Origin of the sequence: Allokutzneria sp. NRRL B-24872, from assembly GCF_002155965.1 — a bacterium.
GTDB lineage: Bacteria > Actinomycetota > Actinomycetes > Mycobacteriales > Pseudonocardiaceae > Allokutzneria.
Window position 1 is genome coordinate 13,259 of sequence record NZ_MUMH01000064.1, and the last position, 25,689, is coordinate 38,947.

Annotated in this window: 29 protein-coding genes; 12 read left to right on the top strand and 17 right to left on the bottom strand. The window is 69.8% G+C overall.

Annotated elements, in window-relative coordinates:
- Window positions 1-18 precede the first annotated feature (18 nt).
- A complete protein-coding gene (locus CCN37_RS17210; RefSeq protein WP_086821800.1) occupies window positions 19-1,185 on the bottom strand; it encodes an MFS transporter in 1,167 nt (388 codons plus the stop codon).
- A gap of 366 nt (window positions 1,186-1,551) precedes the next feature.
- Between CCN37_RS17210 and CCN37_RS17215 the strand changes: the two genes are divergently transcribed.
- Complete coding sequence (locus tag CCN37_RS17215) at window positions 1,552-2,043, top strand: hypothetical protein (RefSeq protein ID WP_086821801.1); 492 nt, start codon at window positions 1,552-1,554, stop codon at window positions 2,041-2,043.
- A complete protein-coding gene (locus CCN37_RS17220; RefSeq protein ID WP_086821802.1) occupies window positions 2,043-2,531 on the top strand; it encodes a hypothetical protein in 489 nt (162 codons plus the stop codon). The genes CCN37_RS17215 and CCN37_RS17220 overlap by 1 nt, the downstream gene beginning before the upstream one ends.
- Before the next feature lie 85 nt (window positions 2,532-2,616).
- On the opposite strand, the gene CCN37_RS17225 is transcribed toward CCN37_RS17220, so the two are convergent.
- The 5 genes from CCN37_RS17225 to CCN37_RS17245 form a co-directional block, all read right to left on the bottom strand.
- A complete protein-coding gene (locus tag CCN37_RS17225) occupies window positions 2,617-3,555 on the bottom strand; it encodes an asparaginase (protein ID WP_371504452.1) in 939 nt (312 codons plus the stop codon).
- Between the two features lie 14 nt (window positions 3,556-3,569).
- Complete coding sequence (locus CCN37_RS17230; protein WP_086821804.1) at window positions 3,570-4,160, bottom strand: aerial mycelium formation protein; 591 nt, start codon at window positions 4,158-4,160, stop codon at window positions 3,570-3,572.
- 73 nt (window positions 4,161-4,233) lie between these two features.
- Window positions 4,234-5,073 (bottom strand): 3-keto-5-aminohexanoate cleavage protein, encoded by an 840-nt coding sequence (locus tag CCN37_RS17235; RefSeq protein ID WP_086821805.1) that lies wholly within the window; start codon window positions 5,071-5,073, stop codon window positions 4,234-4,236.
- A 53-nt stretch (window positions 5,074-5,126) separates the two neighbouring features.
- Window positions 5,127-6,200, bottom strand: a complete 1,074-nt coding sequence (locus CCN37_RS17240) for a folate-binding protein YgfZ (RefSeq protein WP_168200708.1) — start codon at window positions 6,198-6,200, stop codon at window positions 5,127-5,129.
- Window positions 6,197-6,616, bottom strand: coding sequence for a Fur family transcriptional regulator (locus CCN37_RS17245; RefSeq protein ID WP_086822077.1), 420 nt, complete (start codon window positions 6,614-6,616; stop codon window positions 6,197-6,199). The genes CCN37_RS17240 and CCN37_RS17245 overlap by 4 nt, the downstream gene beginning before the upstream one ends.
- A gap of 41 nt (window positions 6,617-6,657) precedes the next feature.
- Here CCN37_RS17245 and CCN37_RS17250 point away from each other — a divergent pair, with 41 nt between their 5' ends.
- Window positions 6,658-7,509 (top strand): aminodeoxychorismate lyase, encoded by an 852-nt coding sequence (locus CCN37_RS17250; protein ID WP_086821806.1) that lies wholly within the window; start codon window positions 6,658-6,660, stop codon window positions 7,507-7,509.
- Between the two features lie 50 nt (window positions 7,510-7,559).
- Here CCN37_RS17250 and CCN37_RS17255 read toward each other — a convergent pair whose 3' ends face one another.
- The 9 genes from CCN37_RS17255 to CCN37_RS17295 form a co-directional block, all read right to left on the bottom strand.
- Entirely contained in the window at window positions 7,560-8,462 is a 903-nt protein-coding gene (locus CCN37_RS17255) for an SGNH/GDSL hydrolase family protein (protein WP_168200709.1), read from the bottom strand.
- A gap of 255 nt (window positions 8,463-8,717) precedes the next feature.
- Window positions 8,718-9,368, bottom strand: a complete 651-nt coding sequence (locus tag CCN37_RS17260; RefSeq protein WP_086821808.1) for an FABP family protein — start codon at window positions 9,366-9,368, stop codon at window positions 8,718-8,720.
- Window positions 9,369-9,547: 179 nt separating this feature from the next.
- On the bottom strand, window positions 9,548-10,162 hold the full coding sequence (locus CCN37_RS17265) for a peptidoglycan-binding protein (protein WP_086821809.1): 615 nt from the start codon (window positions 10,160-10,162) through the stop codon (window positions 9,548-9,550).
- Between the two features lie 129 nt (window positions 10,163-10,291).
- Complete coding sequence (locus CCN37_RS17270; protein WP_086821810.1) at window positions 10,292-10,612, bottom strand: DUF1416 domain-containing protein; 321 nt, start codon at window positions 10,610-10,612, stop codon at window positions 10,292-10,294.
- A gap of 13 nt (window positions 10,613-10,625) precedes the next feature.
- Complete coding sequence (locus tag CCN37_RS17275; protein WP_086821811.1) at window positions 10,626-11,468, bottom strand: sulfurtransferase; 843 nt, start codon at window positions 11,466-11,468, stop codon at window positions 10,626-10,628.
- A 66-nt stretch (window positions 11,469-11,534) separates the two neighbouring features.
- Window positions 11,535-11,957, bottom strand: coding sequence for a DUF4395 domain-containing protein (locus CCN37_RS17280; protein WP_086821812.1), 423 nt, complete (start codon window positions 11,955-11,957; stop codon window positions 11,535-11,537).
- Window positions 11,958-12,179: 222 nt separating this feature from the next.
- Window positions 12,180-12,611, bottom strand: a complete 432-nt coding sequence (locus tag CCN37_RS17285; RefSeq protein ID WP_246843114.1) for a thioredoxin family protein — start codon at window positions 12,609-12,611, stop codon at window positions 12,180-12,182.
- A 33-nt stretch (window positions 12,612-12,644) separates the two neighbouring features.
- On the bottom strand, window positions 12,645-13,487 hold the full coding sequence (locus tag CCN37_RS17290) for a DUF2993 domain-containing protein (protein ID WP_168200710.1): 843 nt from the start codon (window positions 13,485-13,487) through the stop codon (window positions 12,645-12,647).
- A complete protein-coding gene (locus tag CCN37_RS17295; protein WP_086821815.1) occupies window positions 13,484-14,287 on the bottom strand; it encodes an alpha/beta hydrolase in 804 nt (267 codons plus the stop codon). The genes CCN37_RS17290 and CCN37_RS17295 overlap by 4 nt, the downstream gene beginning before the upstream one ends.
- A gap of 127 nt (window positions 14,288-14,414) precedes the next feature.
- On the opposite strand from CCN37_RS17295, the gene CCN37_RS17300 reads away from it, so the two are divergent.
- The 9 genes from CCN37_RS17300 (at window position 14,415) to CCN37_RS17340 (ending at window position 21,851) form a co-directional block, all read left to right on the top strand.
- On the top strand, window positions 14,415-15,161 hold the full coding sequence (locus CCN37_RS17300; RefSeq protein ID WP_086821816.1) for a response regulator transcription factor: 747 nt from the start codon (window positions 14,415-14,417) through the stop codon (window positions 15,159-15,161).
- Window positions 15,162-15,175: 14 nt separating this feature from the next.
- On the top strand, window positions 15,176-16,078 hold the full coding sequence (gene mshD, locus CCN37_RS17305; RefSeq protein WP_086821817.1) for a mycothiol synthase: 903 nt from the start codon (window positions 15,176-15,178) through the stop codon (window positions 16,076-16,078).
- A gap of 131 nt (window positions 16,079-16,209) precedes the next feature.
- Window positions 16,210-16,548, top strand: coding sequence for a hypothetical protein (locus tag CCN37_RS17310; RefSeq protein WP_246843099.1), 339 nt, complete (start codon window positions 16,210-16,212; stop codon window positions 16,546-16,548).
- 312 nt (window positions 16,549-16,860) lie between these two features.
- On the top strand, window positions 16,861-17,976 hold the full coding sequence (gene pstS, locus CCN37_RS17315; RefSeq protein WP_086821818.1) for a phosphate ABC transporter substrate-binding protein PstS: 1,116 nt from the start codon (window positions 16,861-16,863) through the stop codon (window positions 17,974-17,976).
- A 157-nt stretch (window positions 17,977-18,133) separates the two neighbouring features.
- Complete coding sequence (gene pstC / locus CCN37_RS17320; RefSeq protein WP_371504392.1) at window positions 18,134-19,009, top strand: phosphate ABC transporter permease subunit PstC; 876 nt, start codon at window positions 18,134-18,136, stop codon at window positions 19,007-19,009.
- The gene (gene pstA / locus CCN37_RS17325; protein WP_086821820.1) at window positions 19,006-19,917 is read left to right on the top strand and encodes a phosphate ABC transporter permease PstA; all 912 of its coding nucleotides are present in this window, start codon (window positions 19,006-19,008) and stop codon (window positions 19,915-19,917) included. The genes pstC and pstA overlap by 4 nt, the downstream gene beginning before the upstream one ends.
- 18 nt (window positions 19,918-19,935) lie before the next feature.
- On the top strand, window positions 19,936-20,712 hold the full coding sequence (gene pstB / locus CCN37_RS17330) for a phosphate ABC transporter ATP-binding protein PstB (RefSeq protein ID WP_086821821.1): 777 nt from the start codon (window positions 19,936-19,938) through the stop codon (window positions 20,710-20,712).
- Between the two features lie 124 nt (window positions 20,713-20,836).
- The gene (locus tag CCN37_RS42050) at window positions 20,837-21,178 is read left to right on the top strand and encodes a Uma2 family endonuclease (RefSeq protein ID WP_168200711.1); all 342 of its coding nucleotides are present in this window, start codon (window positions 20,837-20,839) and stop codon (window positions 21,176-21,178) included.
- Between the two features lie 88 nt (window positions 21,179-21,266).
- On the top strand, window positions 21,267-21,851 hold the full coding sequence (locus CCN37_RS17340; RefSeq protein WP_086821823.1) for a Uma2 family endonuclease: 585 nt from the start codon (window positions 21,267-21,269) through the stop codon (window positions 21,849-21,851).
- On the opposite strand, the gene phoU is transcribed toward CCN37_RS17340, so the two are convergent.
- Together phoU and CCN37_RS17350 are read right to left on the bottom strand one after the other, a co-directional pair.
- Entirely contained in the window at window positions 21,848-22,498 is a 651-nt protein-coding gene (gene phoU / locus CCN37_RS17345) for a phosphate signaling complex protein PhoU (RefSeq protein ID WP_086822080.1), read from the bottom strand. The genes CCN37_RS17340 and phoU overlap by 4 nt on opposite strands.
- Before the next feature lie 89 nt (window positions 22,499-22,587).
- Complete coding sequence (locus CCN37_RS17350; RefSeq protein WP_086821824.1) at window positions 22,588-25,488, bottom strand: LCP family protein; 2,901 nt, start codon at window positions 25,486-25,488, stop codon at window positions 22,588-22,590.
- Window positions 25,489-25,689: the final 201 nt, after the last annotated feature.

The following is a 25,689-nucleotide window of genomic DNA, read 5'->3' on the forward strand; positions in this document are numbered from 1 at the left end:
CCGACCGGCAACCGATATTCAGAGCTTGCGCAGCAGCACCAGGCTGAGCAGCGCGGACGCGCCGCCCACCGCGAACGCCACCGGCCACGACACCTCAGCGGCCAGCCAGCCCGCGATGCCCGGGGCGATAGCCGCCGCCAGGTAGTTGGCCGTGTTCTGGAAGCCCAGCGCTGTGCCGCTCCTGCCCTCCGGCGCCATCTCCCCAGCGGCGGTGAACGCCAGGCCGTTCCAGCTCAGCGAGAGCGCGGTGGCCGCGATCGCCACCACGGCGAGCACCGGAACGGCAACGTTTCCCCAGTCCAGCAAGGCCACCAACAGCAAGGACGCCGCGATGAGCACCGAGACCGCGCGCAGCGGTCCGAGCCTGCTCGCCACGCGGTCCGACCACGCGCCGTTGAACAGCCGCCCACCCGCGCCGAGCAGCTGAGCGACGGCGAGCAGGGTCGATGCGACGACGAGGCTCACGCCCCGGTGCTCGTGGAACAGCTCGACCAGCAGCGCCGCGGTGGTGAACTGCGGGATCACCAGGCAGGCGCTGGCCAGGCTGAGCCGCCACAGCCTGGGGGAGCGCAGCACCTCACCGGCTCCGCCACCCTTCGGTGCCCGGACGGCGCCCTCCGGCTCGCGGACCCAGATGACCACGGCGATCGCGGCGACCATGCTGATCCCGGCCAGCACCAGGAAGGCCAGCGGCACGCCGCCGGAGTGCGCGGCCAGCGGCAGCACGAGCGCGGAGAGCGCGGCGCCCGCTGGCGTGGCGCACTGCCGCACACCCATCGCGATGCCCCGCTCGTCGGCGGCGAACCAGATCATCACGGCGCGTCCGCTCGCCGCGTTCGCGCTGGCCCCGAATGCCCCTGCCCCGAGCAGCGCGAGCCCGGCGACCAGCACGTCGTCGGTCGCGGCCGCACCCGCGAGGCAGAGCGCCGCCGCGACGAGGCCGATCGTCATGATCGGGCGCTCGCCGAAGCGGTCGGCGCTCGCGCCCCAGAGCACCAGCGTCAGCATCGTGCCGAGGTTGACCGCGCCGACCAGCAGCCCGGCCTGCGGCAGGCTCAGCGTGAAGTGGTCGCGCAGCTGCGGGATCAGCACCGGCAGGCCCAGGAAGTAGGAGGCGTTGGCCCCCTGGCCGAGGGCACCCGCCGCGAGCACGACCCAGCGGTAGCTCTCGGGGCGCGTGATCATCAGGGGAGCCTAGGACGCGCATCCACATGTCGGGAGCGCATTCCCAATAATTGAAATGACACGTAATAGAACCAGGCATTTATGTGGAAGATTTTCCATGTCGATGCATGGGGTGATCGAGGTGTTCTTCGGCTGTGTCCGAACTGCAATTTCCACAAAACCGCAGGTCATTGACCCCTTCTTGATGTTCGGGCTCGCGGTGACGATGGTCACAAGAAAAGGGAAATATGCGTTAAAGAGCGACTATTCCGCTCCGTGGGCATGCGTCATCTTGGTCACACGGCCGTGTTGCCAATTTTCCAACATCACCGTGGTTCAGTCGTTCTCGGTGGCGCACCCCCAGGCGCCGCGACTGAAAGGAAGACGATGACCTCGCTGCTCTCCCGCCTCACCGTCGGTGGCGTCCTGATCGCCGCACTGGGTGGCGCCATCGCCCCCGCCGCGGTCGCCGCCCCCGCTCCGGCGGCCGTCGACTGCGCCGAGGGCAACGTCCTCAAGAACGCCTTCCACTCGGCCGACAAGGCCGGCGTCGGCGTGGTCTTCAACTACCACTGCAAGATCAGCGTCCGCGACGTCTCGTACCTGAACCCGGGCGAGAAGCCCTACCAGGACGGCAGCGGTGACCCGGTCAAGGTCAAGGGCAAGGCGTTCATCCGCGTCGTCGTCGACGGCTACAACTGGATCGGCGACACCTACACCGGCCCGACGCGCATCGCGGGCGAGGGCGCGGTCACCGAGATCGTGCACGGCGGCAACTTCGAGGGCCAGTCGCTGTGGTGGATCGGCGTCGACAAGAAGCGCCCCTTCACCAAGACCGTCAGCGGCAAGTCCGTCACCGTGACCGTCAAGGCCGCCTGATGATCTCCACCCGAGGTCTGAGCAGGGCGATCGCCGCGGGCGCGGTGGCGGTGGCGATGCTGGGCGTGCTCTCGCCCGTGGCCTCCGCCGCCCCCGTGCAGGAGGAGTGCGCGCCGTTCACCTTCTCCAAGGTCAAGGTCCGTGACACCGGCTCCACGACCGCCGTCGACCTGACCTACTCCCGCCCCGTCGAGGACGTGACGGTGCGCGAGCTGACCTCGCCGCCGACGCAGGACGGCTCCGGCGACCCGGTCAAGGTCAAGGGCACGAGCTGGTACGAGGTCCGCATGCTGTGCGGATACGACTGGTACGGCAACCCGTACACCGGTCCGCGTCGTGTCAAGGGTGCGGGCGTCGTCGGTGAGGTCGTGCTCAACGGCGACTTCGAGGGCACGCTGTCCTGGGTCATCGGCACCCGCAAGGGCCTGTTCCCGAAGTCCGTGCACCACACCGGTTCGACGCTGACGATCGAGTTCCCCAAGAACTAGTCGCGCGCGAACCGCAGCAAGCCAGAAGGGGCCTTCACCGCAGGGGGTGGAGGTCCCTTCGCCTGTTCCAACTCAGAAGACGGCCCTAGAACACGGCGGGGAGCAGGCGCACCGAGCCGACCCGCCGACCGCCGCCGAAAACCGGCTCCTCGGCCAGCTCCTCCAGCGCGGGCGTCGCGACGCCGAGCGAGCGCAGCGCGCCGACGATCACCGGCATCCGCGCCCGCTGGGCCCCGTCGGAGATCTTGAGCGCGACCGCCCGCCCGTCCGGCAGGGCCGCCGCGTGCACGCCCTCGGCGCCCGCCTTGCACAGCAGCCCGGGCACGGCGTCCATCAGCAGCGTGTCCTCGCGCCCGGTCCCCGCGACGAGGTACGGGTGAGCGCGCATGGCGTCGGCGACGCGGCGCAGGTCGGAGCCGGGCTCCGCGCTGGCCAGCTTGCCGAAGGCGCGGGCGAGCCCGTACAGCGAGACGGAGAACAGCGGGGCACCGCAGCCGTCGACCGCCGTGTGCGCGATCGGCTCCTCGGCCAGCTCGGCGAGGGTGTTCCTGATCGCCACCTGGAGCGGGTGCGACGGATCGGTGTAGGACGTGGTCGGCCAGCCGCGCTGCACGCACGTCGCGAGCATGCCCGCGTGCTTGCCGGAGCAGTTCATGCTGACCCGGTTCGCCGAGCCACCGGCCGCCACCAGCGCGTTCCTGCTGCCCTCGTGCACGGGGTAGTCCGGAGGGCACAGCAGGTGGTCCGGGGTGAGGCCGTGCTTGGCCAGCAGCGCCGTCGCCCGCTCGACGTGCTCGGGCTCGCCGTTGTGCGAGGCGCAGATCAGCGCCAGGTCCGCGTCGTCCGGCACGTCGAGGCCGCAGCGCAGCATCCCCAGCGCCTGGACCGGCTTGTTCGACGAGCGCGGCATGATCGGCCTGCGGGTGTCCCCGTGCACGCGGACCACCTCGCCCGCCGGCCCGAGCACGATCACCGAGCCGTGGTGCACGCACTCGCGCACGCCGGAACGGACCACCTCGACCAGTTCGCTGGCGATGGCTAGTCCTCCTCGGGCTCGTCGGTGCCGTCCTGCTGGCGCAGCCTGCTGGCCGCCAGCAGATCGTCCACCGACGCCCTGCCCTCCCGGTACCGCCGAGCGATCTCTTCGTTGAGCTGGTCCATGACCACCTGCACCTCGCGCCGCCGCCCGGACACCGACGCCTCCTCGGCGCGGTAGGCCCGCAGCGCGTGCGCGATCTGCTCCTCGGTCAGCGAGGTGACGTTGGACAGGTCGACGTCGGAGACCAGGGTCTCGACGTGCCTGCGGTGCGCCTCCGCGCGCGAGGGCTCCGGCATCTGGGCGCGCCCGAGACTGCTGGTGGACCGGACCGCGTTCTCCGAGAGGATGCCGACGAGCTGCTCGACCACGGAGGTCGGACCACCCTCGGAGCGCCTGCGCTGCTCGGCCAGGACGATGTCGATCCTGGCGTGCAGAAGTCTGCGCACGTAGGAGAGGTCGGTCTCCTCCTGCGCAGCCTCGTCCCGCAGCTCCCGCACCTCGCTGAGGGGGCGCTGCTCGACACCCTCGGTGTAGTCCGGGGCCAGCACGCGGTCAATCCTCCGGCGCCCGCCTGGACGTACCTCGATCACGTGCCCATCCTGCGGGACATTCCGGTCAGCCGCCAACACCCGCTCTACTCCCAACAGGTACACATTCGAATAATCACCTGGATTGCCGCACTCCGAGCAGCGTCAGAGCCTCGTCGACCGCGATCGGCGGCCGCTGCGCGATCCGGGACAACGCCGCCGCTCGGGCCGCCAGTTGGGCGTTGTCGCGCACCCGCTCGCCCCTCGCGTAGGAGAGCGTGTCCTCCATGCCGACCCGCAGATGCCCACCTGCGGACAGTGAGGCCAACATCACCGGGAGCGAGGTGCGCCCGATGCCCGTCGCGGAGAAGCTCGCCCCCTGCGGCAGCAACCGCAGCGCGGAGGTCAGCATCTCCGTCGTGCCCGGCATGCCGCCGGGAACGCCCATCACGAGGTCGACGTGCACGTGACCGCCCGCGGGCGCCCCGTGCTCGTCCAGCAGCCGGTTCAGCGAGGCGAGCTGGCCGACGTCGAAGATCTCGTACTCCGGGACGATCTCGCGCTCCTGCATCCGCTTGTGCAGCTCGACGATGAACTCCCAGCGGTTCATGAACACCGCGTCGCCGAAGTTGACCGTGCCCATGGTGCAGGAGGCCGAGTCCGGCATGGCGTCGAGCACGGCCAGCCGGTCCTCCTCCGGGTCGGTCACCGCGCCGCCGGTGGACAGCTGGACGATCAGGTTCGTCTCGCCGCGCAGCGCGGCCACGGTCTCCTTGAGCAGGCCCTGGTCCAGGCTCGGCCGGGCCTCCGCGTCGCGGATGTGCACGTGGATCATGCTCGCGCCGACGCGCTCGCAGTCCTGGCCCGTGCGGACCAGCTCCTCCAGCGTGACCGGCAGGTTCGGGACCTCGGCCTTGCTGTGCTCCGCCCCGGTGGGGGCGACCGTGATGAGGGTGCCGGACGACGACGCTGTCATGGTGGCGATCCTGCCAGGCGAGCGCCGTCCGGTGATACCCCCGGAGCAGGTGGTCAGCCCCGCAGCCTGCGCAGCGCGGCACGTCCTGGCTGCTCACCGGTGTCCGGCGGCACCGAGTCGGGGTCGATCGCGGCGCTCACCGCGTCCTCGCCCTCACCCGCGGCCAGTTCGGTCTCGACCGGCACCGAGCGCTTGAGCAGCGCCAGCGCGATCGGGCCCAGCTCGTGGTGCAGCACGGCCGTTCCGAGCCGCCCGACGACCTTGCCGCCCGCCGTGACCGGGGCCCCGGGCTCGGGCAGCACCTCCTGCGAGCCGTCCAGGTGCAGCAGCACCATCCGCCGGGGCGGCTTGCCGAGGTTGTGCACCCGGGCGACCGTCTCCTGGCCCCGGTAGCACCCCTTGTCCAGGTGCACGGCGCGGCCGATCCACGAGACCTCGTGCGGGATCGTGCGCGCGTCGGTGTCCATGCCGAGCCGGGGGCGCAGCGCCTCGACGCGCAGTGCCTCGTAGGTCCAGCTGCCCGTCGGCCTGGCGCCCGCGTCGGTCAGCCGCGACCACCACGAGTCCAGCTCGGCGCGGGGCACCAGCAGGTCGACGGAGTCCGGCGCGCTCATCCGCCTGGCGAAGCCGCCGCCGGGCAGGGCGAGCACCCCGTCCGCGACCACCACGCCCACGGCCGCCAACACCTCGTCCGAGGTCGGGCCGAGCACGGTGAGCAGCGCGAACTCGTCGGTGACGTCCTTGGGCTCGACCTTGGACCAGAAGACCATCTTGGTGAGGTAGCCCAGCAGCGGCTCGACGCGCGAGTGTTCGGTGTCCAGCCACACCGTGCCGTCCAGTTCAGCGACGACGGCGTGGTCCTCGACCCGGCCCTGCACGTCCAGGACCAGCAGTTCGCTCCCGGAGCCGTTGGCGAGCGCGGTCATGTGCTGGCTGGTCAGCGAGTGCAGCCAGGTCAGCCGGTCGGCACCGGAGACCGCGATGACGCCGCGGTGCGAGCGGTCGATGACCGCCGCCGAGCGCGCGGCCGTCCGTTGCTCGGCGAGCGGATCGCCGAAGTGCCACGGCACCCCGGGGTCCACCGAGTCCTCCGGCGGGGGGATCGCGCCTGGCTGGCCTAGCGTCACGGCAACTCCTGATCTCCGACTGAGCAGTCCGCGCACACCCCGGAGAGCGCGAGGTGGCTGGCATCCAGGTGGAAACCGCGCGCGGAGTGCAGTTGTTCCCCCAGCGCCGCGAGTGCGTCGCAAGGCACCTCGTCCAGTCCGCCGCAGCGGTGGCAGACCAGGTGGACGTGCTCGTGGGCGTCCACCGAGTAGGTCGGCGCGCCGTGCCCGAGGTGCGTGTGCCGCACCAGTCCGAGCTGTTCGAGCAGGTCAAGCGTGCGGTAGACGGTGGTGATGTTGACCGTCGGCGTGCGCTCGCGGATGTGCTGGCAGATCTGCTCCGGGGTCGCGTGATCGAGCTCTGTCACCGCGTCGAGCACCAGCTGGCGCTGCGGCGTCATCCGCAGCCCGCGCTCGCGCAGGGTCCGGCGGAGCATCTCCGGCACGCTGTCCACGACACCGATCGTAGGCTGATCGCATGCGCGTAGTGGCAAAGCTCGACGGGACTCTCGTCGACCCAGAGGCCCCCCTCCTCCGACCGGACGACTACAGCGTCCAGCGCGGCGACGGCGTGTTCGAGACGATCTTCGTGGTGAACCGCAGGACCCGCGAGTTCGACCCGCACCTCGCCCGGCTCGCCCGCTCGGCCGCCCTGCTGGACATGCCCCCGGTCGACGTGCCCGCGTGGGAGCGGCTCAGCCAGATCGTCATCGACGCCTGGCCGTGGGACACCCACCCCGAGATGGGCCTGAAGCTGATCTACACCCGGGGCCCGGAGTACGGCGACGGCACGCCGACCGGCTTCGCCATGGGCATCCCGATCCCGGACAGCACCATCGCCTGCCGCCGCGACGGCGTGGCCGCGCTGACCCTGGACCGCGGCTACAGCACCGACCTCACCGACCGCGCGCCGTGGCTGCTGCTGGGCGCCAAGACGCTCAGCTACGCGGTGAACATGGCCGCGACCCGCTACGCGAAGAGCCAGGGCGCCCAGGAAGTGATCTTCACGGCCGCCGACGGCACCGTGCTGGAGGGGCCGACGTCCACCGTGGTCATCGCCAAGGACCGCACCCTGACCACCACGCCGCCCCCGCTCGGCATCCTGGAGGGCACCACCCAGGCGGCCCTGTTCCGCGCCGCCGAGGCGGCTGGCTGGAAGACCAAGGTCGAGCCGATGACCGTCGAGGACCTGACCAGCGCGGACGGCCTCTGGTGCGTCTCAAGCGTCCGGCTCATCACCCGCGTGCACACGCTCAACGGCACGCCCCTGCGGGACTTCACGCCCCTGCACCAGGAGATCTCGTCCCTCTACGAGGCCGCCTACGCCTGAAGCTCGTGTGTGGGCTGATCGCGCCTTCGGTCAGCCCACACCGCGTTCGGCTACCGGATGCTCGCGGCGACGAGCCCACCGAGCACGGACTGCCCAGTCTTGTTGAGGTGCAGCACCGCCTCCCGGCCCTCCTGCGTGGGCAGCAGGGCGTCGAAGCCGCGGTAGTAGGGCGCCCCTGCCTCGCACTGCGAGTGACCTGCGAACGCCTTGCCGACCGTGACCGAATCGGCCTCGTAGGGACTGACGAACGAGGCGTCGACGCCGCTCTCCCGCGCCTTGGCGACCGTGGCGCGAAGGGCCGCGTCCAGGGCGCTGGCGACCTTGTTGCCCTCGACGCGCTCCGCGCCGGTGAAGACGAGGGGCGCGCACACGGGGTCGAGCGCGGTGAGCGAATTGTGGCCGCGCGCCAGCTGGCTGCCGTAGGCGACCGCGATGATCTTCGCTGTCGGGCTCTTGGCCTTGATCTCGGTGAAGAGCCGGAAAAGGTTGTCGCTCATCGCGGGGAGCTGATCGGTCACGGTGTTGCCCGATGTCGAACAATCACCGGTGATGCAGAGGGTGCCGAATTCGGCGTACCCGACGTCGTTCGCGCCGAGGGTGAGCAGCACCAGATCGGTTTCCGGCTGCAACGCTTCCAGTTGCGCCGGCTCGTTCTTGAACGGCCTGCGCACGTCGTCGATCGCCGCGCCGCTGCACGCGACGCTGCGCAGCTCGACATCCCGGCCGCCCGCGCGCAGCTTCGCCGCCGCGACCTCGCCGTAGGAGTTGGCGCTGCGCCAGCAGGTGCGCGCGGTGCCGTCCCGGTAGTCACCCGCTCCCGTTCCCGACGCGGTCGAGTCGCCGAGCACCACCGCGCGCACCGGTTCCGATGGCGCGGCGGAGGCGACAACGGCGAAGGCGCACACCAGGAACGCGGCCAGCACGACCGCGACCGGAAGGATGTTCTTGTTCAACGCTTCTCCACTGTCGAGACTGTCGAGCGAGAGAATTCCCGCCACCCAGTGGGCGACTTGAGGAATTGTTGATCTCAACGAGCTCTTGCGTGGAAATTATGGGTGCGGCCGACGAAGTTCGATCCTCGCTTCGTGCACGCGTGAAATGCACGCGGAACGCAACCGATTGTCACCGGGATCGGCGTTGCCGCCTTGAGAAAAGCGAAGCCCCCGCCGCACGGGATTCACGTGCGACAGGGGCTGCTGGCCGCGACCTCAGCCGACGACGCGGGTGAGGCGGGCGGAGGTGTGCGGCTGGAGGGGCTGACCGGCCATGGCGCGCTCCTCGACGTAGGCCAGGTCGCCCTCGACGACGCCGTAGAGGCGGGAGGCCGCGTTGACCTCCTTGGCCGTCGCGGTGCGCATGACGATGTCGGTGCCGAACTCCCACGCGGTCTGGCTCAGCGGCTTGCCGTAGTAGATCTCGACGATGCCCGAGGAGTGGGTGAGCATGACCTCGATGGTCTCGTCGGCCTGCGGGCGCCAGAAGCCGGTCTCGCGCGCGGCGGGGCGCACGACCTCGCCGGCCTCGTTGAGCAGCCAGGAGCGCGCCTCGTAGTACACGAACGGCCGCCCGTCGTGGGCGAAGGTCACCTGCTGGCCGAAGCGGTAGGGGCCCTCGATCGTCGGGTAGACGACCTCGCCCTCGCCGCGCCACACGCCGATCAGCGGCAGCAGGTCCAGGCAGGCGTCGTGCAGGTTGGGACCGAGGCGCAGGTTCGCGGTGTCGCCCGCGATGGGCATGTCCTCGAACTGCGGCAGGTTGCGGTCGCGGGTGTGCTCGGCGCGCTCGGCCGCGGCGCGGACGGCGGCGTCACCGCTGCCGGGAACGACACCGGGGGGCGGCTCGGGGGGAGTCTGGGTCATGTCCTGCGATTCACTCGTCAGCGCTGGTCGGAGTAGAGCCGGTAGACGACGTAGCCGGCGAACCACAGTGTCAGCAGCGCGGCCAGCCCGATCAGCCCGGTAAAGAACCATTCCACCCGCCGAGGATAACGCCGGGGGTGGGACGGCCGCGCCGCCCCACCCCTGTTCAGTGACGAGGATCAACAGCCCCACTGGCCGCTGATGGAGATCGCGCGGTAGAGCGCGCCCCACGTCAGCGGGCCGATGATGCCGCTGTCCCTGATGCCGACGTTGCGCTGGAACACGCGCACGGTCGCCTGCCACGCGTCGTTGTAGTGCCCGTCGTGGTACTCAGGGGAGTTGATCTCCAGCCGGTTGAGCGCGTCGCTGAGCCAGTCCATCGTCTGCGGGTCGTGCGCGCCGGGCTGCATGCCGCGCTCCGGCAGCGGCGGCGTCCTCGTGTTGGCGGGCGGCAACACGCCGACGAGCGCCTGCCAGGTCGGCTGGTCCACCACGCCGTCGTCGACGATTCCGTTGCGGCGCTGGAAGTCCTTCACCGACGCGAGCGTGTTTTCCGCGTACAGCCCCGTTCCGCGCAGCCCGTAGCCCTTGTAGCGCAGCGCCCGCTGTAAGCCGAGCACCTCGACCCCGCGCTGGCCGGGCTCCACTCTGGACAGCGTCGCGGCGAACTCGCGCGAATCACCTTGGTGCGCCTCACAAGCCATCGCCGTGCCCGCGCCGGTCACCGCTGCCACACCGCTGAGCCCCGCCGCGAGCACCGCGACGATGACAGCCCGAACACCGAACTTCCGCATGGTTCCTCCCCTTGCCGTGTCTTGTGTCAGTGACACGTTCGGGTGGGGGATGTGGTTGCCACGAAAAGAAAAGAGTTCGACCCCGTCCCTGCGAGGCAGGAACGGGGCCGAACTTTCTCGGAGTGGCTTCTAGACGACCGCGACCTCAAGGGTGTGCAGTCCCGGGCCGTCGGCACTCACCGACGTCTCACCGTTGCCCGAGCGGTGCAGCGCGCGCACGGTCCACGAGCCCGGCGCGGCGAAGAACCGGAAGTCGCCCTCGTCGGAGGAGACGACCTCGGCGGTGAACTCGCCGGAGGAGTCGAGCAGGCGCACGAACGCGCCGCCGACCGGGGCACCGCCGGAGAGCACGCGCCCGGAGAGCACGCGCCCGGAGAGCACGACCTCCTTGCCGGTGTCGATGTCGGCGGGCAACGTCGCCGTCTGGGCGGGGGCTCCGCAGCTGCTCATCTCGTTCGCTCCCTTACTTCTTGCCCGCGCCGAGCTCGATCGGCACGCCGACCAGCGAGCCGTACTCGGTCCAGGAACCGTCGTAGTTCTTCACGTCGGAGTAGCCGAGCAGTTCCTTCAGCACGAACCACGTGTGCGAGGAGCGCTCGCCGATGCGGCAGTAGGCGATGGTCGCCTTGGACTCGTCGAGGCCCTCCGCCTGGTACAGCTCGCGCAGCTCCTCGTCCTTCTTGAAGGTGCCGTCCTCGTTGGCCGCCTTGCTCCACGGCACGTTCAGCGCGCCGGGGATGTGGCCGGGCCGCTGCGCCTGCTCCTGCGGCAGGTGCGCGGGGGCGGCCAGCTTGCCGGAGAACTCGTCGGGGGAGCGCACGTCCACGTAGTTCTTTGCGCCGATCTCGTCCTCGACCTCGCGGCGGAAGGCGCGGATGGAGGTGTCCGGCTCGGACGCGGTGTAGCTGGTCGCGGCCAGCTGCACGTCCTGCTTGTCCAGCGGGCGCCCGTCCAGCTCCCACTTCTTGCGCCCGCCGTCGAGCAACTTCACGTCGGCGTGGCCGTAGAGCTTGAAGTACCAGTACGCGTACGCGGCGAACCAGTTGTTGTTGCCGCCGTAGAGGACCACGGTGTTGTCGTTGCTGATCCCCTTGGCGGACAACAGCTTCTCGAAGCCCTCGCGGTCGACGAAGTCGCGGCGCACCGGGTCCTGGAGGTCGGACTTCCAGTCGATCTTGACTGCGCCGGGGATGTGCCCGGTGTCGTAGGCGGCGGTGTCCTCGTCGACCTCGACGAACACCACCCCTTCGGCGTCGAGGTTCTGCTCGGCCCATTCGGCCGAGACCAGGACGTTCTCACGGCTCATCGAGCGCTCCTCGTGAAGGGTTTGCGTCTACTCAGGACACTTGCTGGGGTGGAAAGTCTTGGCGTCTCACGCTGGGCGGAAACGCCTCAGCAGCAGGTACATCTCGCAGCCGAGGCACAGGCCGAACGCCGCGTTCAGCAGCGCGGCGACCAGTGCGCCGGAGGTGGCGACGAGGCCGAGGGTGGTCAGGCCCGAGGCGTAGCCGATGGTGCCGACCAGGGTGAAGACGAACCCGACGCCCTGGGCGAAGCGAAGCGGCTCCGACGCCTCGCGCTCGGTCGTCGGCCGCAGCCGGGGCTGCACCGTCGTGCGGTAGAGCTGGCCGTAGGGGTTGAGGCGCAGGCTGACGAAGGCGCACATCGCGAAGATGACCGTCTGCGCCGCCAGCAGCTGCCACACCCCGGTGACCATCGCCAGCACGAGCACGAGACTCGTCAGCCACGCCGAGAAACGGGGCCCTCGGGGGTCGACCGGTGGGTCTGCGGACATGGACTTGCCTCCTGACTCGACTGCGAAAAGAGTCCGTCAGAGGCGGTTTCCGGCGCGCTCGGCGCAGCCGTCAGCAACCGCCCGTCAGAGGCGACACAGGCTGCTGCGCACGCGGCAGTGGTCCACCACGCGTCGCTTCGTCAGCCATACGTACATGTCGGCGAGGTTACTCCGATCGCCCGCGCTCCGGGAGGGGTGTCCAACCAGTGGGAAGAGCCCGTGCTAGGGCAGGTGCGGGCGCAGCGCGGTGACCAGCGCGTCCCGCTTCGGCAGCCCGCTGACCCGCAGCAGTTCCCGCCCGTCGGGAGCAAGCGCGAGCGTGGTCGGGGTGCGCAGCACGCGCAGCTGCTCGGCGACCTCGGGGTGCGCGGTGAGGTCGAAGTCGACGTGGCGCAGCCCCTCCGTGCGCCCGGCGAGGTCGGCAAGCAGCACCCGCGCGTGGCGGCACGGCGCGCAGAAGGTGGTGGAGAACTGGAGCAGGGTGACCGGAGCTCCGGCGTCGGGCGCCGCGTCGAGCGCGGTGCGCACCGGAGCGGGCAGCGCGACCTCCACCGGCTGTCCCTTCTGCCTGACCCTGCCGTTGAGCTTGCGGTGGAGCAGGCCGACCGCGACCGTCACGGCGATCGCGGCCAGCACAACGACGAAACCCGTCACCGTCATCGTGTCACCGCCGAAAGAGCTAGGGGGTCACTGCCCCATGCGCCCGGTGAGGGTGCGCAGCTGCACGTCCCTGGCCAGAGCCTCCATGACGAGCTGGTTCCGTTCAACCCTGACCGCGGTCGGCACGACGGTGAAGGGCAGCGCGCCGAGGTTGACCCGGGTGGTGAAGGCGGCGCGAGCGGCCCGCTCGATGGCGGGCGGCAGGGAGACCTCGCCGCCGGACTTGGCGTTGCCGAGCTTGAGCGTGTTGGGCTTGATCTCGATCTGGCCCTCCACGATCTGGATCACGCCGAGCACGGTGATCTCGGTCTTCTGCCCGGCGATCGTGGTGCTGCCGGTGAGCCGGACCATGGCCTTGCGCTTCTCCTCGTCCTGCACGGTCCCGGCCAGCGGCGGCTTCGGCTCCTCCTGCTCCTTGACCCGGTTGACGTCGTTCTGGAGCTTGTTCAGCTCCTCCTGCGTCGGGTTCTCGATCTTCAGGTCCGGAATGTTGATCAGCTTGCCGACGTCGCTCGCGGTGACCTTGACGGCACCGAGCACCTCGTCCACCCGCATGTCCTGGGTGTTGCCGGAGATCAGGTCGGACAGCGAGGCGCGGGCGTGCCGCAGCCGGACCTCGCCCTCGACCTTGATCTTGCCGTCCGCGGTCAGCGGCACGCCGACCGCGCGGACCTCGACGTTGGGGTAGTCGCCGGTGAGCGCCTGGTAGATGAACGGGAAGCCGTTGATCCGGACGTCCGGGTCCTCGGTGATGTTGAGCTGGGTCCGCATCCGCTGCGACAACTGGTACTCGGCGGTCGCCGCGATGGCGTAGTCGGCGACCACGAACAGGCCCAGTACGACGACCAGGCTGATGACCAGCTTCTTCACGTGGGTTCTCCGTCCAATCCTTGCCCCGGTCCGCCGCTGGAGGGCCGCGGTACCGATAGGGGGACGTCACGCACCCCGACGGCGTTGCCTCGGGTGCGCTCGTCCAGCCACCGCGCGATGCGGTCCACCAGCTGTGGCGTCAGCGCGCTCTCAGCGTGCCTCATGCCCGGTTCGAGCCAAAGTTCGGCCTCCCCGCCGGTCGCCCGGTGCAGCGCCTCGGCGTGCTCGCGGGGGAAGTACTGGTCGCGCTCACCGTGCACGATCAGCAGTTTCTCCGGCGGCACGAGGCTCGCGACCTCGACCGGAGACGCCGGGATCTCCGCCCACGGAGTGCCCAGCCGGACCCCGAGCAGCCTCGCCGCGATCCGGCCCTGCGGCTGCTCCAGCATCCAGTGCACCCGGCGCATCGCGGGGGTCTCGCGCACCCACCACCGCGCCGGGCAGCTGACGACGGCGACGGCGTCGGGGGCTTCGACGAGCGCCGCGTGGCGCAGCACCACCGAGGCGCCGAGCGAGATCCCGAGCGTCGCGACCCGCTCGTAGCGCTCCCGCGCGTACCTGACCGCGGCCTCCACGTCGTGGATCTCGGCGTCGCCGACCGTGGAGACCCCGCCGGAGCGACCGTGTCCGCGCAGGTCGAAGCCGAGCACGGAGTGCTTCAGCGCGAGCCTTCGCAGCAGTCGTTCAACGGTGGGCAGGCCGACGTGGTGTGTTACGCCGTGTGCCACGACGACGGCCAGACCGGTCGGCTCAGCTGAATCGTGCAAGGCAGCGTGCAGGCGAACGTTGTCCGAGGTCATCAGTGTGACGCGGGTTTCGCGGCCTAGGTGTCGAGGTGGCACGTTCGGTATCCTCCCCGACATCCTTCGGCAACGGCGCCGACCGAACTCTTTGTGGACCGAGTGCGGCCCGCGCGAGAGGAGCGCCATGTCGAGCATCGACCTGCTGCTGCTGACCACCGACCGCGACCCCGAGTCGGTGCTGCCCGCTCTCTCGCTGCTCCCGCACCAGGTCCGCCCCCTCGCGCCCGACGTCTCCGCGCTGCTGGAGGCCGGTCCGCACGAGGCCGTCATCGTCGACGCCCGCACCGACCTCGTCGGCGCGCGCAGCCTCTGCCGCCTGCTCGCGGGCAGCGGCATCGACGTCCCGGTCATCGCCGTGGTGACCGAGGCCAGCCTCGTCGCGCTCAACGCGGACTGGGGCATCGACGAGATCCTGCTGCCGAACTCCGGCCCAGCCGAGGTCGACGCCCGCCTTCGGCTGGTCCGCGGTCGCCGGGCCGCCGCGCACCGGGGCGGCGACGGCGCGCTCCAGGTCGGCGAGCTGGTCATCGACGAGGCCACCTACTCCGCGAAGCTGCGCGGACGCGCGCTCGAACTGACCTACAAGGAGTTCGAGCTGCTCAAGTACCTCGCCCAGCACGCGGGCCGGGTCTTCACCCGCGCACAGCTGCTCCAGGAGGTCTGGGGCTACGACTTCTTCGGCGGCACCCGCACCGTGGACGTGCACGTGCGGCGCCTGCGCGCCAAGCTCGGCCTTGAGCACGAGACGCTGATCGGCACCGTGCGCAACGTCGGCTACAAGTTCGTCCGCCCGGCCACCCGTTCCGGCTCCCAGCGCGCGGCGACCCCGGCTCCCACGACTCCTGCGCCTCGGATTCCGCTCTCGCGCTAGGTAACGTCGGTTCGGTGGAACTGATCTGGCAGGACAAGCTCTCCGAAGAGCAGGCGGACCAGGTGCGCGCGCTCGTCGCCGCCGCGGCCGAGGTCGACGGCAGGGCGCCCATCGGCGAGCACGTGTTGCTGAACCTCGACGCCGGGGACCATCTCGTCGCCACCGAGCGCGCGGGCGGGCCGGTCGTCGGCTACGCCTTCCTCGACCGCACCGGCGACAACGACGGCAACGCGGTCGCCGAGCTGGCCGTCCACCCCGAGCGCCGCCGCCGCGGCACCGGCTCCGCGCTGGTCGAAGGCGTGCTGGCCAAGGTCTCCGACGGCGCGGAGCTGCGCATCTGGGCGCACGGTGAGACGCCCGCCGCCACGCGTCTCGCGGAGAAGTTCGGCCTGCGCCGCGCCCGCGAACTGTGGCGGATGCGCCGCTCGCTCGCCGAGCCCCTGCCGACCCGCGAGGCCCCGGAAGGCGTTGTGCTGCGGACCTTCCGGCCCGGTGAGGACGAGGCCGCCATGGTCGCGGTGAACAACCGCGCGTTCTCCTGGCACCCCGAGCAGGGCGGCTGGACCGAGGCGGACGTCCGCACCCGCGAGGCCGAGGAGTGGTTCGACGCCAACGGTTTCTTCCTCGCGGAGAAGGCGGGCGAGGTCGTCGGCTTCCACTGGACGAAGGTGCACCCGGCCTCGCCCGGCACCGGCGGCGAGCCCATCGGCGAGGTCTACGTCGTCGGCATCGACCCCGACGCGCAGGGCGGCGGCCTCGGCTCCGTGCTGACCCTCGCCGGGCTGCACCACCTGCGCTCGCTCGGCCTGCCCGCCGTGATGCTCTACGTCGAGGCGGACAACGCCGCGGCCGTCCGGGTCTACGAGAAGCTCGGGTTCAGCCAGTGGGACGCCGATGTCCAGTTTGCGCCGGTATGACCCGTTCCAGGTTGGGCATCCGGTGACGGAGAGGTACCGAGTCCGCACGAACCGGCACGCGGGTATGTGAATGTGCGGTACTTTCACGCGCCTTTAACACGCCGTAGACCTGTTCGGGAGTGAGTTCAGCCATGTCCATGCCTTACCCGCCGCAGAACCAGGGTGGATACCCCGCACAGCAGCAGAACGGATTGGGCACCGCCGGTTTCGTCGTCGGCCTCATCGGCCTGGTCTTCAGCTTCATCCCGATCATCGGTGTCGTCGCGTGGCCGCTGGTCATCATCGGCGCCGTGCTTTCCGGGGTCGGCCTGAGCAAGGCGATGAGCGGTGCCGCCAGCAACAAGGGGCTGGCCATCGCTGGCCTCGTCTGCTCGATCGTCGGACTGATCATGTGCTTCGCCTACCTCTCGGCGTGGAACGAGGCGGTCGACTCCGGCAACGAGATCCTGCGCAACCTGCCCAACCGGTAGCGCCGAACTCCTCCGGGAGGGGGCCGTGCTCGAACGAGCGCGGCCCCCTTTCCTGTGTCGCGGGGCGGACGGGCTCGTCGCAGACTGGGAGCCGTGGGCACACCGGATGACGGGGCTGTCACGGCGCGCATACGCGCTGGTCACGCGGGGGACACGGAAAGGCCCCAAAGGGGTGGGGATGGTCACTCCGAGTGGCTTGTTCACCCGTCGTTCACCTGTTCAGCGGGGGCCGTCAACCCTGGCTGCCTACCGTCTGCGGCCGTACGGCGGAAACCTCGCCGACGCATCCCTTTCCCAGCTGGAGGAGTTCAGGTGAAGATCAAGCAGAGCGGCGCCGCGATCGGTCTGGTGGCCGTCGGTGCCCTGCTGCTGTCCGCCTGCGGCAGCGACAACAACACCGGTGCCCAGGGGACGTCCAGCTCGATGGCGAACCTGAGCGTCGAGTGCGGCGGCAAGGCCAACCTCTCGGCCGAGGGCTCCTCGGCGCAGAAGAACGCCATGGACATCTTCGCCAAGGACTTCCAGGCGAAGTGCCAGGGCCAGAAGATCGCCTACACCAAGTCCGGCTCCGGCAAGGGCATCAGCCAGTTCACCGTCAAGCAGATCGACTTCGGTGGCACCGACTCCCCGCTGAGCAAGGAGAAGGGCGAGGTCGACAAGGCCGCGCAGCGCTGCGAGGGCAACCCGGCGTGGAACCTGCCGCTGGTCTTCGGCCCGGTCGCGCTGGCCTACAACCTGCCGAACGTCAACGGCCTGGTGCTCAACGGCGAACTCGCCGCGAAGGTCTTCAGCGGCCAGATCAGCAAGTGGAACGACCCGGCCATCGCCGCGGTCAACCCGGGCACCTCGCTGCCGGACAAGAAGATCGTCGTGATCTACCGCTCCGACGAGTCCGGCACCACCGAGAACTTCCAGACCTACCTCAAGACCGCGGCCCCGCAGGCGTGGACCAAGGGCGGCGGCAAGAAGTTCACCGGCGGCGTCGGCGAGGGCAAGGAGTCCTCCGACGGCGTCTCCAGCGCCACCAAGAGCACCGACGGCGCCATCACCTACGTCGAGTGGTCCTTCGCCAAGAACGCCAAGCTGGGCATCGCCAAGGTCGACACCGGCGCCGGCGCGGTGGAGCTGACCTCGGCCAGCGCCGCCAAGGCCATTGACGGCGCCCAGGTCAAGGGCTCCGGCAACGACCTCGTGCTGGACCTGAACTCGATCTACGGCACCAAGGCCGCCGGCGCCTACCCGCTGCTGCTGGCCACCTACGAGGTGGTCTGCTCCAAGGGCTACGACGCCGACACCACCAAGGCGCTCAAGGCGTTCCTGACGGTGGCCGCCAACGCCTCCGCGAGCGAGCTGGAGGCCGCGGGCTACGTGCCGCTGCCCGAGGCGTTCAAGAAGAAGCTGACAACGGCCGTCGCGGCGATCGCCTGACGGTTCCACTCTCGATCGGGCGGTTGGCCGGGACGCGACGCGCGTTCCGGCCTTCCGCTTGACCGGACTACCGGAGGCTGTCATCTCCAGCGCTGAGAAGCCGACCGTTGTCAGGCCAGGTGACCGGATCTTCCGGGCCCTGACCTCCGGTGCGGGCGTGTTCATCGTGGTCCTGATCGCCGCGATCGGGATCTTCCTGCTGCTGCGCGCGGTTCCCTCGCTGCAGCGGGACAACGTCAACTTCCTGCTGAGCCGCGACTGGGTGACCAACGACCCCGCGAACCTGCGCTTCGGCATCATCGACCTGCTGTGGGTCACCGTCGCGGCCTCCGCTGTCGCGCTGGTGCTGGCCACCCCGGTCGCGCTGGGCATCGCGCTGTTCCTCACCCAGTACGCGCCGCGCAGGCTCGCCCGGTCGCTGGCCTACGTGGTCGACCTGCTCGCCGCCGTGCCGTCGATCATCTTCGGCCTGTGGGGCATCCAGGTGCTCGCGCCGACGCTGCTGCCGTTCGCGGAGTGGCTCAACGACGTGCTGGGCTGGATTCCGATCTTCGCGCTGGGCAACGTCTCCACCGGCGGTGGCGGCAACATCTTCATCTCCGGCGTCGTGCTCGCGGTGATGATCCTGCCGATCATCACCGCGGTCAGCAGGGAGATCTTCGAGCGCACCCCGGTCGCGCACGTCGAGGGCGCGCTCGCGCTCGGCGCCACCAAGTGGGAGGTCGTGCGCACCACCGTGCTGCCCTTCGGCAAGGCGGGCTTCATCAGCGCCGCCATGCTCGGCCTCGGCCGCGCGCTCGGCGAGACCATCGCGCTCACCACGATCCTCAGCGCAACCGACTCCCCGCCGAACTACACGATCTTCGACGGCGGTGCGACGTTCGCCTCGCGGATCGCGCTGGGCTCGGCGGAGTTCAACGACAACCTCACCGTCGGCGCCTACATCGCCGCCGGCCTGGTGCTGTTCCTGATCACCTTCGCGGTCAACGCGCTCGCGCGGACCGTCGTGGCCGGGAAGAAGGAGTACGCATGAGTACCTCCGTTGATCTCGACCGCCCGGCGAGCCCGCCGGCGTTCCGGCCGATCGGTGCGGCGCGCAAGACCAAGAACCTCGTCGCGACCGTGCTGGTCTACCTGTGCTTCGCCATCGCGGTCATCCCGCTGGTGTGGGTGCTCTACACCGTGGTGGAGAAGGGCCTCGGCCCCATCCTCAGCGCGGACTGGTGGGGCAAGTCGCTCAACGGCCTCACCGCGACGCAGTTCGGCGGCGGGGCCTACCACGCGATCTTCGGGACCCTGGTGCAGGGCGTCGTCTGCGCGCTCATCTCGGTGCCGATCGGCGTGCTCGTGGCGATCTACCTCGTCGAGTACGGCGCGCGCTCGCGGATGGCCAAGACGACGACCTTCATGGTGGACATCCTCACCGGTGTCCCGTCCATCGTGGCCGGTCTGTTCATCTACGCGCTGTGGATCACCACGTTCGGCTTCACCCGCAGCGCGTTCGCGGTCTCGCTCTCCCTGGTGCTGCTGATGGTCCCGGTGGTCATCCGCACCACCGAGGAGATGCTGCGGATCGTGCCGATGGAGCTGCGCGAGGCCTCCTACGCGCTCGGCGTGCCCAAGTGGAAGACGATCGTCAAGATCGTCATCCCGACGGCGCTGTCCGGCATCGTCACCGGCGTCATGCTCGGCCTGGCCAGGGTGATGGGCGAGACGGCGCCGCTGCTGATCCTGGTCGGCTACGCGCCGTTCATCAACTACAACATCTTCTCCGGCGAGATGGCCTCGCTGCCGTTGTTGATGAACACCGAGCGCGCCACCGGCACCGAGGCGGGCGACATGCGCGTCTGGGGCGCCGCGCTGACCCTGGTAGTGATCATCATGCTGTTCAACCTCGTGGCCGCGGTCGTGTCGCGGCTCTCGGCGATCAAGACGAAGTGAGCGGGCGGTAAAACAGCGATGGCCAAGCGCATCGACGTCAAGGACCTCAACATCTACTACGGCAAGTTCCAGGCCGTCGACGGGGTCACCTTGTCCGTGCCGCCGCGCAGTGTCACGGCGTTCATCGGACCGTCCGGCTGCGGCAAGTCGACCGTGCTGCGGTCGCTGAACCGGATGCACGAGGTGACCCCCGGGGCGAGCGTCGCGGGACAGGTGCTGCTCGACGGCGAGGACATCTACGCGTCCACAGTGGACCCGGTGTCCGTCCGCCGCACGATCGGCATGGTCTTCCAGCGGCCCAATCCGTTCCCCACCATGTCCATCAAGGACAACGTGGTTGCCGGGCTGCGGCTGGCCGGGACGAAGAACAAGAAGGAGCTCAACGAGATCGCCGAGCGCTCGCTGCGCGGGGCGAACCTGTGGGCCGAGGTGAAGGACCGCCTCGACAAGCCCGGCGGCGGTCTCTCCGGTGGTCAGCAGCAGCGGCTGTGCATCGCGCGCGCCATCGCCGTGCAGCCCGACGTGCTGCTGATGGACGAGCCGTGCTCCGCGCTCGACCCGATCTCCACCCTGGCGATCGAGGACCTGATCACCGAGCTCAAGCAGCAGTACACGATCGTCATCGTCACCCACAACATGCAGCAGGCCGCGCGGGTGAGCGACCAGACCGCGTTCTTCAACCTCGCCGGAGTCGGCCAGCCCGGCCGCCTCGTCGAGGTCGACGGCACGGAGAAGATCTTCTCCAACCCGAAGCAGAAGGCGACCGAGGACTACATCTCCGGCCGCTTCGGCTGAGCCACAACCGACTGGGCCACAGGGGAAACGGATCGGCCGGGCGCACGAGCGCCCGGCCGATTTCGTCCATGTGGGGGATGCTTTGCCTACGTGGCAAGGAGAATTCTCTGCCGCAGTCGTCGGTGTGATCGCCCTTCCCCGCCCTGACCGCCACTCGACCGTAGACGAGTACCTCGCGCCAGTCGGCTCGTCCTCGCCGTCTGCCTTGCGCTGGAACCGCAGCTGCCGCCCGGACTTCGTTGTGCTTACAAGCGTTGCCGTGTCGAGGGTTTGCGCTGAGGACGGCGTAGTGCGCGCCTCAGAGACCGATCTTGTCGTCGAGGTCGTGTCGCGCGACTCGCGCCGCACCGACACCGTCATCAAGCGCCAGGACTACGCCGACGCCGGCATTCCCCACTGCTGGACGGTCGATCCCGAGCAACCGAGAACGGTGCTGTTGGCAACCAAGAATCCTGCGAAGGGGTGACACCTTGCCACCGCGGCAACTACGTGTCGTCGGCTCCTCCGGCACAATCGCACCGGGACACTCGGTGGTGGATGTGAGGAGAGCAGCGATGGAATTTTCCCGCCCTGATCACCTGCTGACCATCGACGAGTACGTCGCACTCGGTGAGACCGAGCACGGCTACACCGAGCTGCAAGAAGGTTGTCTCCTGATGTCCCCGAGCCCAACGCCGGAGCACAGCTTCGCCCTGAACAGGCTGCTGCGAGCACTCGACGACCGAGTACCGAAGACGTACTCGGTGTTCCCGGAACTCGATGTCGACCTGGAACTCGCCGCCCCGGGGAAGCCCGGCTTCTCGCGCAGGCCGGGTGTGCTCGTCGCGGAGAGGGCGGGGCGAGCGCGAGTCCGAGCCGAGGGCGGGTTGATCCGGGCTTCGGAGGTCCTGCTGGTCGTCGAGATCGTGTCACCCGGCTCGCGCCGGATGGACAACGTGGTGAAACGGCAGGAGTACGCGGATGCCGGTATCCCGCACTACTGGATCGTCGATCTCGATGAGCCGGTCTCACTGATCGCCTACTCGCTCACCGAAGAGTTCGGTTACGTCGACTCGCAGGAGGTGAGCAAGCGCTTCACCGCCGCAGAGCCGTTCCCGGTCGACATCGATCTCGACCGGTTGTTGGAGGAGGACGACTAGTCGTCGCCGGGCATCTTGCCGGTGACGATGAAGACCACGCGGCGGGCGAGCGCGACGGCGTGGTCGGCGAAGCGCTCGTAGAAGCGGCCGAGCAGGGTGATGTCGACGGCGGGCGCGACGCCGTGCGGCCACTCGGGGCTCATCATCACGGCGAAGAGGTGGCGGTGCAGCTCGTCCATCTCGTCGTCGTCCTGCTCCAGCTCCATGGCCAGTTCCAGGTCGCGGGTGCGGATGACGCGCTCGGCCTTCGTGCCCAGCTCGTGCGCCACGCGCCCCATCTCGGAGAAGTCCTCGCGGACCTGCTCCGGCAGCACGGGCTGCGGGTGCCTGCGGCGGGTGGTCTTGGCGACGTGCAGCGCGAGCTTGCCCATGCGCTCCAGGTCTTCGGCCGCGTGGATCGCGGAGACGACGACGCGCAGGTCGGTCGCGACGGGGGACTGGAGGGCGAGCAGCGCGAACGCCTGCTCCTCAGCCGCCTTGCGGGCCTCACCGATGCGGGCGTCCTCGTCGATCACCTGCTCGGCGAGCGACAGGTCCGCGTTCAGCAGGGCGGCGGTGGCCCGCTGAACGGCTTCGCTGACCGCTGCGCACATGTCACCGAGGTGGTTGGCGAAGTGGTCGAGCTGCTCTTGGTAGGCCTCACGCATGCCGCCCACCCTACGTCGGGCAGGACTCGGGGACCGTATAGCTCGGTGAACCCGGCGTTAATGGAGCACAAACACCGCGTGCGCGTGACCTACTTGCAGATCTCGTCGGCCGCGTTGACCGTGGACAGGTCCTTCGGCAGCGGGGGCGGCGTCGTCGAGGTGCTCGGCTGCTGGCTCTGGCCGCCGCCGGAGGGGGTCTTCCACTCGAACTCCGGGCCGAGCAGCAGCCGCACCGAGCCGCCCATGTTCGGCACTTCCTCCAGCAGCGCCCCGGGAACGACGCCCTGGAGCACCTTCGCGTGCAGCGCGCGCTCCGCGGAGAAGCGGATCACGGTGCGCTGCACCTGCTCGCCGGCGCCGCTGACGTTGACGACCTGGAAACCCGCCTTGCGAAGGGATTCCGCCGTGTTCTCGGCCAGCTTCGGCTTGGCGCTGCCGTTGAGCACCTGGACGGGGACCTCCTTGGCCGTCGGCGGAGGACCGACCGGACCACCGGCCTGGGGATCGGGAGTGCCGTTGTTGGAAGGCTTCTCGCCGGGCAGCGGGGCCTTGTCGATGATCGCGGTGAACAGCGCCTTGGTGGCCTCGGTGCGCAGGTCCTCGCGGAAGCTGTTGTCCTCCAGCTTGGTCGTGGTCGTGGGCACCGTGGTGAAGGTGACCCGCCCGGCCTCCAAGCCGTTCAGCGACTCGCCGAGCGTCAGCAGCTGGCTCACGTCGATGTTCTCGCCGTAGGTCGCCTTGGCGAAGGCGCTCGCGAAGTCCCGCAGCCTGCTCGGGCTCGTCAGCACCTGGCTCGACATCGCCTTGCGCAGCAACGAGGACAGGAACGCCTGCTGTCGCTTGATGCGGCCGTAGTCGCCGGTGGTGTCGCCCTCGACCTTGCGCGCCCTGACGAAGCTCAGCGCGGCGTCGCCGTTGATGGTCTGCTTGCCGGGATCGGGGATCACCACGCCGATCTCGGCGTCCTTCATCGGCTTGGTGACGCAGATCTCCACGCCCTTCACGGCGTCGACCATCGCCTTGAAGCCCTGGAAGTCGATCGCCACGAAGTGGTTGATGTGCAGGCCGGACAGGTTCTGGATGAGCTTCGTCAGGCACTTCGGCCCGCCGATCGCGTAGGCCGCGTTCAGCTTCTGCTTGGAGCCGGGGACCTTCTTGGAGGTCTGCTCGCCGGTCTTCGGGTCCCAGCCGTTGCAGTCCGGGATCTGCGTGTTGAGATCGCGCGGGAAGGACACCATCACCACGCGCTTCCGGTCCGCGGGCACGTGGGCGATCATCACGGTGTCCGAGCGCGCGCCCTCCGATGCGGCCTCGCTGCCGACGCCGTCCTCTGCCTTGGAGTTCGCCCTGGTGTCGGAGCCGACCATGAGGAAGTTCTCCGCGCCGTACTGCTTGTCCTTGTGCAGGATGGCCGCGGAGTTCTGGTCGAGCGCGTCGACCTCGCGGAACTGCCCGTCCAGCCAGACCTTGGTGACCCAGCCGGTGCCGAGGACCACGAACACCAGCGCGGCAACCGCGACCGCGACGCCGCGCAAAGCCAAGCGCGCCTTGGGGTTCAGCCGTTGCGGCGGGAGCACCGGCAGCACCGGCGGCTCGTCGTCGTTCCCGCCGTCATCTCCGCCGCCGTCCGCGAGCGGCTCGGGCGCGGCCTCGACGGGTGCGTCGTCCTGCGGCTCGTCGGGGATCTGCTGGATGAGCGCGGTGACGGCCTCATCCCCAGAAGCGCCAACCGCCCCGCTGCCGACGGCGATTCCGTTGCGACTGTCCCGCTCTGCGCGATCCGGAGCTGCGTGGTGCATCGTGGCGTGCAGCTGCCGGATCGGCACTTTTGGGCTTCGTATCGCCCTGTCCTCGGAATCGAGTTTGGATTTGAGCTGAGCGCTGAACTCCGGTCCGAGCTCCGCGCTCTCCTCGATCCGGATCAGCCGGGTGAGTTTGCTGCGCCGCTGTTTCTCGGCCTGCTCGATCTCGGCCATCTCGTCGTGCACCGCGGAGAAGCGCGCGAGCGTGGCGTCGATCTTGCGGCGGCGCTCGTCCAGCTCGAAGTCCGACTCGGCGGCCGGTTGCTTCGGCTGAGCCGGAGCGGGGGCTGCCGGAGCCGGAGCCGGGGGCTGGACTTGGAGAGGCGTCTGCTGGACCGGACCGCCGGGAAGGCGCTGCGGTCCGCTGTTGTGGTCGCGCGGGAAGCGCGGCGGGTTCTGCGGCGGCTGCACGGGGGGCTGCTGCTGCCGAGCCGGGCCGGGCGCACCGGGGGGCACCGGCGGGTTGGCCGGCGGGAACCGCCTGGCGCCCTGCTGGGGCTCGGCGGACCGGGGCGGCATACCGGGCGGTAGGGGCTGCTGCGGGTCGGGCAGCGCGCGGCGGCCGGTCTGCTGCGGCTCCATCGGCGGACGGCCGGCGGGGGGCTCGGCCAGCGCCCTGCGGCCGGTCGCCTGGGGCGGTTCCGGCTGGGCGAGCCTGCGCGCCGACGGTTGCTCCAGCGGGGGCCGGTTCTGCTGGGGCTGGGGCTGCGGCGGGAGCTGCTGCTGCGGTGGCCGCTGCGGCGGGGAGAGCCTGGGATCGAACGGCGGCTGTTCCACCGGAACGCGCTGCGGACCCGAATTCTGTTCACGTGCGCGCCTGCGACCGCCCTGCGCCTGCTCCATCGGCGAGTGCTGCGGCGCGGCGGGGTCGACGGGCCAGTGCCCGGAGTGCGGGGCGCCCTGGGGCACCGGCGGGGGCGACATCGGCATCGGGGGCTGCTGCGGCGGCGCTGGGGGCCGTTGCGGCGCTGCCTGGGGCTGCTGCCAGCGGGGGTCGGCCGGTTCCTGCGGCGGTAGCTGCTTGCCGCCGCCGTGCTTGGCCAGCAGGTCCGAGACCGAGGTTCCGCCGTCCTCGTCCAACGAGCGGCGTCGGCGGCCGGTCGGCTGGTCCAGCGGCGGCCGGTGCTCGTTCTGGGGTTCGTGGCTGGAGCCCCGGGAGCCGAAGCCGCGGCGCGAGTCCTCCGACACCCGGCCTCCTTTCCCTGGTCGTAGTCGCCCGTCCCCCGTTGAAGACGCAAAGCTAACCCGTCTGGGTTGCTTCGCCGTGTGCGCAGTGTCACACCCCGTCACGCTCTGTCGGACGACGAACGCTCCGAGGTCCCGGCCGATAGTACGGATCACGGTCCGGACTCACGAAGGTAACCGAACGAACGGTGATCGCGAATGGGC